We start from the raw sequence: 6,558 nt of genomic DNA on the forward strand, positions 1-6,558 counted from the left end.
ACGCCCACCTTACATGAACTAATAGATGATACATTCCCTTAAAGATACACCATTTAAAAACCATATCATGGATCATTCTAAACACAGACAATACGACAATAAACAACTTATATCAATAAACCTTACTAACGAGCTCGCTTACCCGTCATTAAAAAAACAGCTTTCCTTTCATCTTTAAGCTATTCTGCTTTTTGTCTTTTTCTCTATTTTTCCTAAAATGAAGTCAGCAATGATAGCCATAAGCGTTGCTGGAATCGCACCTGCATAAATTTTTACATCGGATTGCAAACTAATCCCAGAAATAATCTCCCTTCCTAGCCCGTCTGCCCCGATATAAGGACCGATTGTTGCAACAGATATCGCAATGACAGCTGCAAGTCTTAGTCCTGCCATTAAGAAAGGAATCGATAAAGGAAATTGAATTTTGTAAAGTAATTGAAGGGAGGTCATTCCATTTCCGACCCCTGCTTCCATAATACTGTCATCTACTTCCTTAATCCCAACATAGGTGTTTTTAACGATTGGCAGTAAGGAGTATAAAAAGAGACCAATGACGACCGTATTAAAGCCAAAACCGAAATATAACATTAAAATAGCGAGCAACGCCAAACTTGGTATTAATTGAATCACATTCGTTATGGAAATGATAATGGGTGCGAGCTTTTCAAATTTTGCCGCGAGAATGCCAAGCGGTACTCCAACAACCAGTGCTAACCCTATTCCATAAACAACCATTAGAAGATGTTCAATAGATAAAGCGAGTAATTCATCCATGTTCTCGATCATATAGCTGCCTAATTCCGTGATAAAATTCATTCACATCCCCTTTTCTATTGATTTGACATTTTCTAAGTATCTATTGTTTCTCTTTACATTGATGAATGGATAGTATTCATTAGACTTCTCTAAATCTTGTTACCTATTAATTGCTTTTAGATGCCTTTCTTAAAGCTATTATCAGACCAAAGCCTGCTATCACAACCAAAATGATACTAGCATATATGAAAACTTGGCTTACGGAGTCACCAGACGCTTTATTATCCGGATGGTCTTTATCCTCAGCACTGGCGGTTTGAATGTCTTCTCCTGGGAAGTTCCCTACTAAAGGTAAGTTGATATGGCTTTCTTCGGGATAAACAGTGATTTCTGTCCCTGGCTCAGGTCGCTTTGTATACGCATGATCACTGGAAAGAAGAACAATACCGATCCGATGTCCTTTCTTAAATTCATAATCATGAGGCTCCATTTCCCAATTGAACCGATATGGCTGATCGGCAATTAACGCTTCGGATTTTGATAAAGAATTCCTGTTTCTAGGATCCATCCATCCTCGAGTAACGATTTCTTCTCCATCTGGACCATAGTCAACAAGCAAAGCTGATAAATTGGCAGCAGAACGGTCCACACTCGCCTTGATAGTCAATTCCGGTGTGCCGCTTAACCTTACGGATTCTTCTAATGTTGGACTAACATAGGCTAGACGATTATTAGAATCCGTGAATGGATGTTGAATGATTTCACTCGCTTTGATGGAGGCATTATCGATAAAACGCTCTTTTTCTTGATCAGATGGTACGTCATTGATGCTTAATCCAATCGATTCATCACGATCATCATTCGTTAAATAAAGCGTCTTATCCTCTGCATCTTTCCGAGGCCATTCGTTGAGTTCTTCCCATGACTGATCAACATGCTCGATCTCAACCATCGCTTCATCCATCACGTCATTTTCAATATCATATAACCAATAAGCAAACCATTTATTTAAAGTTGTCAGCCATGCTTCTCCACGAACTTCCAACGGGTCAACGTGCTCCCCCTGATGTAGCCACAATTTTCGTGGTACCTCATTTTTCTTCAATAATTCCCACCACTGAGCAAATTGTTTCTTCTGTACGTTCACATCATTTAAACCATGGATCAGAAACACACTCGCCTTGATTTGATCGGCATCTTTTAAATAATTACGGGCATCCCAAAAACCATTGTAATCCCCCGTTTTGCGATCTTGATCTTTCTCTATTTGATCCATGAAATCCTTACAAACATCCGGATTGTCGCGGGTTAATACACCTCTTGCTAAGCGGTCTGCATCATCCCCTTGGTACCCGCCTGGCGCAATTACCGCTCCATTTGCTCGGTAATAATCGTACCAATTCGTGATGGCATTGATGGGGACGATTGTTTTCAACCCTTCTACACCTGTTGTAGCCACACCATTTGCAAGCGTTCCATCATAAGACAAACCAATCATACCAACATTTCCAGTTGACCAATCAGCAGCAACTTCCTTCCCGTCTTTGTCATATGCTACAGCTCGGTGATTGAACCAATCGATTACCGTTTTGGCTGCAAGTATTTCTTTCTCATCACCTGTTGTTGGGCATCCATCAGAGTGTTCTGTCCCGATACTATTAGCCGTGACAACGGCATAGCCTCGTGGTACAAAATAGTTGAAATAATGATCCTTTAGATTTCGAGATGAGGCTGGTTTTCCCCCATACAGTTCTTTATCGACATCATGATAGTCTGGGTAGTATAGCCCTCCATTGTAAGGACTCATATTAAATATAACTGGTACTTGCATGCCATTTTCTGTTTCTTTCGGACGCATGATCTCTACATAAATACGGTCTTTTTCACCGTCTTCATCGCTATCAACTGGAGTTTCTACATATACTTTATCGACAATCGCTTCCTCATACGAGAAAGCTTCTTGCGTCATTCCATCTTTGACAACGATCTCTTTTGCATCCTCTGTATTATCGGCTTTGACACGTTCGCTTTTTCCTAATAGTGGAATAAACAGAACAAAGACAAATCCTATAAGAGCAATCATGCTGTTGCGTTTCTTCATACTTTACCTCCACCATTGATTGTTTAAATGATATAGTTGTAGATTTATGGAGCATGATCCATTCATTTAATCCAACATTCCTTCGTCTTTTAAAAATGCTTTAGCAACTTCTTCAACACTTCTTTTTTCAATATCCACTTCATAAATTAAATCAGTCATTTTTTCCGTATCAATGGTGCCAACAATCGATTCAGTAATCTTATCCACTTCCGGGTATTCCTCAATAACGGAATTTTGAGCTACGAGAGATGCTTCATAAGGTGGGAAGAAATGTTTATCGTCTTCCATCACGGTTAAGTCATACTCCTTTAATTGCGGATCTACCGTATAAGCCGTCACTACATCTAGTTCACCGTTTGCAATACCCTCATACATTAAAGCCACATCCATTCCACGGGCATCCGCAAATTGATATGCATACGTATCCTGAAATCCTGAATAGCCGTCATTATCGCGCTCAATCCAAGCATTATCTGTCCCTAACGTAAGTTCATCTGCAAACTCGCCTAAATCCGTTAATGTCTCAATCTGATTTTCTTTTGCAAAGTCTTTCTTAACAGCGATACTATAGTTATTAATGTATCCTATTGGGTCATACCATTTAATATCATATTTTTCCCCAAAGCGTGATTGTGCCTTTTTTAAAGTTTCTTCGGGATTCGTTGTATATTCGATATCATCAAAGTAGTTGTTATATACCTCACCTGAAAATAAACTAGCAAAATCAAATTCCTCGCGTTCAATTCCTGCAAAAATTTGTGGACTTGCTGGTAGATCTTCGACAATGTCCACTTCATGCTTTGTTTGATCTTCCACTAATAACTTTAAAATTTGCACGTTAATTTTCGAATCGGTATTTTTTGCAGCAGCAGCTGTAAACGTTTCTCCTCCATCAGCAGATGCACCGCCTCCGCATCCGGCAATCAACATCATCATAAGCACAGAAGCAGCCATTATATATTTTTTAAATTTCATCCATAAAACTCCCCTTCATTCGTTTATTGCTTACACTTTTGACAGTTTCTTTTCCATTTTTCCTAAGATGAAATCTAGGAATATTGCGATCATGATCGCTAAAATCGTTCCTGTAAAAATCATAAATTTATCATTATAACCAATCCCAGCTAATACGAGGTCTCCTAATCCACCCGCACCTATTAAAGCAGCAAGTGTGGTCCAGCTAATAATATAAACCGATGTAACACGAATCCCTGACATCACGTATGGAAGAGCCATTGGTAACTCAATTTTAAATAAACGTTCAAATGTACCAAATCCCATGCCCTTCGCCGCTTCAATAATTTCTGGATCAACGGACTGCATCCCTGCATAAGTATTTCGTAATAATGGCAGTAGGGAATATAAGAATAATGCCACCACTGCAGGGGTAAAACCAATACCTAGAATCGGAATCATGATTGCTAATAAAGCAATCGTCGGGATCGTTTGAAAAATATTTGCGATATGAAACATCAATCCTTTTATCTTTTCATTCTTTAATTTGGTCATATAAATACCTAGTGGTACTGTAACGAACACCGTGATGATAATCACCGTAAATGAAATGATCATATGCTCGGTCATATAGTCTAAAATCGAAGCATATTTTTCACTCCAAAATTGGAAATAATCCGTTAATACATGCACTATTTAACACCACACTCTCCGCCTGTCATTTCATGGAGTACATGAAATAACTTCGTTTGATCTAGTAAACCTATCATGTTTTGATCGGAGGATAGAACTGGAATGGTATCTTTTCCTTGTTTCATATGACGTAGTACATCTTCTGTTTTGTCTATTTCATTAATCGGAATAACGGAAGGATCGAGTAAATCCGTAAGCTGTTTATCTTTATTGGATAATGCATCATATAAATTGACGGTTCCTACATACTTTCCATTTTTCTCCATTACCGGAATCGTAGCTACTTGATGTTTTAGCATTTGCTCAATGGCATGTTCCGTTGATGAATCATCCAGTGTGGAAATAAATGGTGTTCTGATTAGTTCAGCAAGCGCTGGAAGCTCTCTCCTTCCTAGTCGTTTTTCTCCGATAAATTCTTTAACAAAATCATTTGCTGGATTTTCTAATATCTCTTGAGGTGTTCCTTTTTGAACAATATGACCATCTTTCATTAAAATAATTTGGTCAGCTATCTTCAACGCTTCGTCCATATCATGTGTCACAAAAATAATCGTTTTATTAATTTCCCTCTGCAGACGAATCAGTTCATCTTGCAGTTGTTCTCTGCTGATTGGATCAAGCGCACTAAAAGGCTCGTCCATTAAAATGGTAGAGGGTTCGGCTGCTAAAGCGCGGATAACGCCAATTCGTTGTTTTTGACCGCCACTCAGTTCAGAAGGATAGCGATTCATATAAGTTTCTGGGTCGAGGTTCACCATATGCAATAATTCCTTCACACGCGCACGTATTTTTTGTCTATCCCATCTTAGTAGCTTAGGAACGGTGGCGACATTATTGTAAATGGTCATATGTGGAAATAAACCAATGTTTTGAATAACAAACCCGATCTTACGGCGAAGTTCGATAGGGTTCATTTGTTTGATATTTTCACCATCAAATAAAATTTGTCCATCTGTATAATCAACTAAACGATTGATCAGTTTCATCGTCGTTGTTTTCCCGCAGCCACTTGGACCGATCAATACATTTATTTTCCCATCTTCAAAAGCTATATTTATATTTTTTAATGCTTGAAAACCATCTTCATACACTTTGTCGATATTTTTTAATTCGATCAAGTGATTTCCTCCTTATTATCGAATTGAATGTAAGTGTGATCTAGCACTTTTAATTCTTGCTTACTGTTGGCTTATCAAATGAAACGAAATCACTCCCTGCTGTTTTATACACCGCGCTATTTATCCCGATGGAATTTTTAGATAATGCGAAAATTCGATCATCCAAATTTGAAGAATCGTTGATCGTTGACCACTCGACCTCCACTCAACCTACTAACTAAACGAATGCCGCTTTCTACCATGAATGCGGAATAAATAATTTTACGATTCGTTTTGTGAACATGTTCATAAAAAGAACTTGTTCACATTAAGTACGATAATAAAATCCCTTACGACTGTCAAGGTGACTTCCCGCTATATTTCGACAAAATTCACCTCAAACACGAATCCTAGCAAGGCTTACCAAAAAATTTCGATATTTTCTTTTAAGGGGAGATTTGCACTGTTCGAATCGCTTGCTTTATTGCGCGAGTTGCTCACCTTGTTGCGCGAGTTCCTTGCCTTGTTGCGCGAGTTCCCTGCCTTGTTGCGCGAGTTCCCTGCCTTGTTGCGCGAGTTGCTCACCTTGTTGCGCGAGTTCTCTGCCTTGTTGCGCGAGTTCTCTGCCTTGTTGCTCGAGTTCTCTGCCTTGTTGCGCGAGTTCTCTGCCTTGTTGCGCGAATTTCCTGCCTTGTCGCGCGAGTTCCCTGCCTTGTTGCTCGAGTTCTCTGCCTTGTTGCTCGAGTTCTCTGCCTTGTTGCTCGAGTTGCTTGCCTTGTTGCGCGAGTTCCCTGCCTTGTCGCGCGAGTTCCCTGCCTTGTTGCTCGAGTTCTCTGCCTTGTCGCTCGAGTTGCTAGCGCACCAGTCAAGTCCTGAATTATGTGTAAAATAAGATACAAGGTTTTCAACCATTTATGTGTTGGTATGGAGTTTATTATATTGGGAGGGGTACCCCTC

General features: G+C 39.4%; 6 protein-coding genes. 1 reads left to right on the forward strand and 5 read right to left on the reverse strand.

Going from position 1 to position 6,558, the window contains the following annotated elements:
- Window positions 1-174 precede the first annotated feature (174 nt).
- The 5 genes from J2Z81_RS12995 to J2Z81_RS13015 all read right to left on the reverse strand — a co-directional run bounded on the left by J2Z81_RS12995 (window position 175) and on the right by J2Z81_RS13015 (window position 5,622).
- Window positions 175-816 (reverse strand): ABC transporter permease, encoded by a 642-nt coding sequence (locus tag J2Z81_RS12995; RefSeq protein WP_226371520.1) that lies wholly within the window; start codon window positions 814-816, stop codon window positions 175-177.
- Window positions 817-922: 106 nt separating this feature from the next.
- The gene (locus J2Z81_RS13000; protein ID WP_226371521.1) at window positions 923-2,857 is read right to left on the reverse strand and encodes a Xaa-Pro dipeptidyl-peptidase; all 1,935 of its coding nucleotides are present in this window, start codon (window positions 2,855-2,857) and stop codon (window positions 923-925) included.
- Window positions 2,858-2,923: 66 nt separating this feature from the next.
- On the reverse strand, window positions 2,924-3,832 hold the full coding sequence (locus tag J2Z81_RS13005) for an ABC transporter substrate-binding protein (protein ID WP_226371522.1): 909 nt from the start codon (window positions 3,830-3,832) through the stop codon (window positions 2,924-2,926).
- A 30-nt stretch (window positions 3,833-3,862) separates the two neighbouring features.
- On the reverse strand, window positions 3,863-4,504 hold the full coding sequence (locus tag J2Z81_RS13010) for an ABC transporter permease (RefSeq protein ID WP_029271130.1): 642 nt from the start codon (window positions 4,502-4,504) through the stop codon (window positions 3,863-3,865).
- Entirely contained in the window at window positions 4,504-5,622 is a 1,119-nt protein-coding gene (locus J2Z81_RS13015) for a betaine/proline/choline family ABC transporter ATP-binding protein (protein ID WP_226371523.1), read from the reverse strand. The genes J2Z81_RS13010 and J2Z81_RS13015 overlap by 1 nt, the downstream gene beginning before the upstream one ends.
- A gap of 343 nt (window positions 5,623-5,965) precedes the next feature.
- On the opposite strand from J2Z81_RS13015, the gene J2Z81_RS13020 reads away from it, so the two are divergent.
- Complete coding sequence (locus tag J2Z81_RS13020) at window positions 5,966-6,493, forward strand: hypothetical protein (protein ID WP_226371524.1); 528 nt, start codon at window positions 5,966-5,968, stop codon at window positions 6,491-6,493.
- Window positions 6,494-6,558 lie beyond the last annotated feature (65 nt).

It is taken from the genome of Virgibacillus alimentarius, from assembly GCF_017874635.1.
Taxonomy (GTDB): domain Bacteria; phylum Bacillota; class Bacilli; order Bacillales; family Amphibacillaceae; genus Virgibacillus_B; species Virgibacillus_B alimentarius.

Bases quoted from the DNA above. Each gene is read 5' to 3' on its own strand.
- J2Z81_RS13000 (WP_226371521.1), bottom strand. From the start codon at position 2,857: ATGAAGAAACGCAACAGCATGATTGCTCTTATAGGATTTGTCTTTGTT.
- J2Z81_RS12995 (WP_226371520.1), bottom strand. From the start codon at position 816: ATGAATTTTATCACGGAATTAGGCAGCTATATGATCGAGAACATGGAT.
- J2Z81_RS13005 (WP_226371522.1), bottom strand. From the start codon at position 3,832: ATGAAATTTAAAAAATATATAATGGCTGCTTCTGTGCTTATGATGATG.